This window comes from Caballeronia sp. LZ029, from assembly GCF_031451275.1.
Classification (GTDB): Bacteria; Pseudomonadota; Gammaproteobacteria; order Burkholderiales; family Burkholderiaceae; genus Caballeronia; species Caballeronia jiangsuensis.
The window spans coordinates 1-1,782 of sequence record NZ_JARUXO010000131.1; the positions used below are offsets into that span (position 1 = coordinate 1).

The 1,782-nt window shown below is 60.8% G+C and carries 2 protein-coding genes; both read right to left on the reverse strand.

Annotated features, from left to right (window positions below):
* A partial coding sequence (locus QCE73_RS39295; protein ID WP_309886199.1) for a hypothetical protein occupies positions 1-896 on the reverse strand: 896 nt, incomplete at its 3' end.
* 296 nt (positions 897-1,192) lie between these two features.
* Entirely contained in the window at positions 1,193-1,597 is a 405-nt protein-coding gene (locus QCE73_RS39300; protein ID WP_309886201.1) for a hypothetical protein, read from the reverse strand.
* Between the last annotated feature and the right edge of the window lie 185 nt (positions 1,598-1,782).

A 1,782-nucleotide genomic window follows, 5' to 3' on the forward strand; every position in this document is an offset into this window, starting at 1 on the left:
GCCGCATCAGTTGGCAATGGCTCGGTGTGCGGATCGCTCGTGATGCTAGGTACAGCTCGATCGTTTTCGCTCGTCGGAGTGGCTGCGACCGGTGTGTCCTCATACGCCGCCGCGGCGGTGGGCGCCTGTGCTTGACCCGGCGCGCGCGCGCGTGATGCGGGCGCGAGCAGCTGCGCGACTGACTCGGGAATATCGGCTTCGGCGCGGGGTGTGTCCAGCCACCCCGCAGGCAAGCCAAGCCCAGCGGTGAAGCGCTCGGCTTCAGCATCATCCATGCGCTTTTTACCGTGGAGTCGGTGCGCCATATTCGATCCGCTCAAACCCAAGACTGCGCCGAGCTTGACCTTCGAACCGTTGCGCGTGGTGAGAACCTGAAGGTTGGCCTGCCTGATGCGCTCGACGGTCACACCGCCGTTTGGACGCGCCTGTTTCCGCCCGGCCGCTTGATGCGATTGGTGCGGTGGGGGCGAATCTTCTGCTCTTGCAGCCCGACCGCTTGCCTGCGCAGACGCCTTTTTGGCACGGGTCTTGGTCGCACCCGACGCTTCTTTCGAACTCTTAGACGGCATGGTCGTATCCTTGGACAAACTGCTGACAAGCAGCGATGGCTCCTGCGCACTTGGAAGAAGGGGTGCGTGCTCGATGCCACCTCCATCGACGGTCTCGTCCGCATGGACGAACTCGAGCGGCGCTTTTAGGCGCGCAATCGTCTCCGGCGAAAGGACCGGATGAAGTTGGTCGAAAAAGCCGGAAGGTAGCCCAAGCGTCGTTTCCATGTGGAAGGCGGTTTCGGGCGTAAATCGCTCGCCGCGCATCAGTTCGGCGATCCGGCTCATGCTGGAATCGAGCCCCAACGCGATATTTTCTGCGCCGATCGCATCGACGAGGACTTTCAACGAACGAGTCTTAATAATCGACGCCGGCGTCGCTCCGCCATTAGTCTCTCTTGAAGGAGAATTGTCTCGCGCTGGGTGCTTCTGATTCGTCAGGTGATGAGGTTGGCGCCGACTGTTTGGCTTGCCCCGATATCCCGCATTCGGTCCGCGGGTTTGGCTCATAGGAGAACTCCGGTGCAATGCGTGAAATTTCCGCGGTCCATTATATCGGCCGTCGTTCGGGTTGAGCGACTATCGCCACGCACGCGTAGAGTGTGGTGCTAATGGGCACTTTCGCGCAGAGTGGCCGATTGCGATTAGTGGCGTGCCGCCGTGGACGGGAGCGGCGAGGCGCGCCCGCTAGTGGCGAACCGTTTGAGCCTGTCCCGTGCAGCAACGTGAACATATCTTGGCGCGCTCGCTAGTTGTCGGTCTGCCTGCTGCAACAACGCTTCGAACAACGGCAGATCCGCCGCCTCAAGGTTCCATCGTCGCTCTACCTCGGCGCGTTCCAAGCCGCGCTCGAGAGCCGCTTCAGCGCGTGCATAAATAATTACATCCGTGTCGCCATAACCCGCATCTTGCACAAAGAACGTGCCGTAGACGAGTTGGATAAGCTCGTTGAAAAGATAGGCCGATCCAGCGCCCCGACAGGCGGCGAACGTCAAGTGATTCGATAACGCGACGGTCTGCGCCGCCGACGGAGGCAGGGGCAGCAGCATCTCTTTGCTGAGCGGTTTGTGAGACAACGACCGAGCAGCTTGCGAGGAAGGGCGACGAGATGACATCGGGAAAGAAGGAACTGGAGGTGCCTGGAGAACGGATGCCGCAAAATCATAACAGGCTGGAAGGGTGCGTTATTGTGGCGCGTGCCTCGTTGGCGCACGGACAGCCCGACCATTTGTGC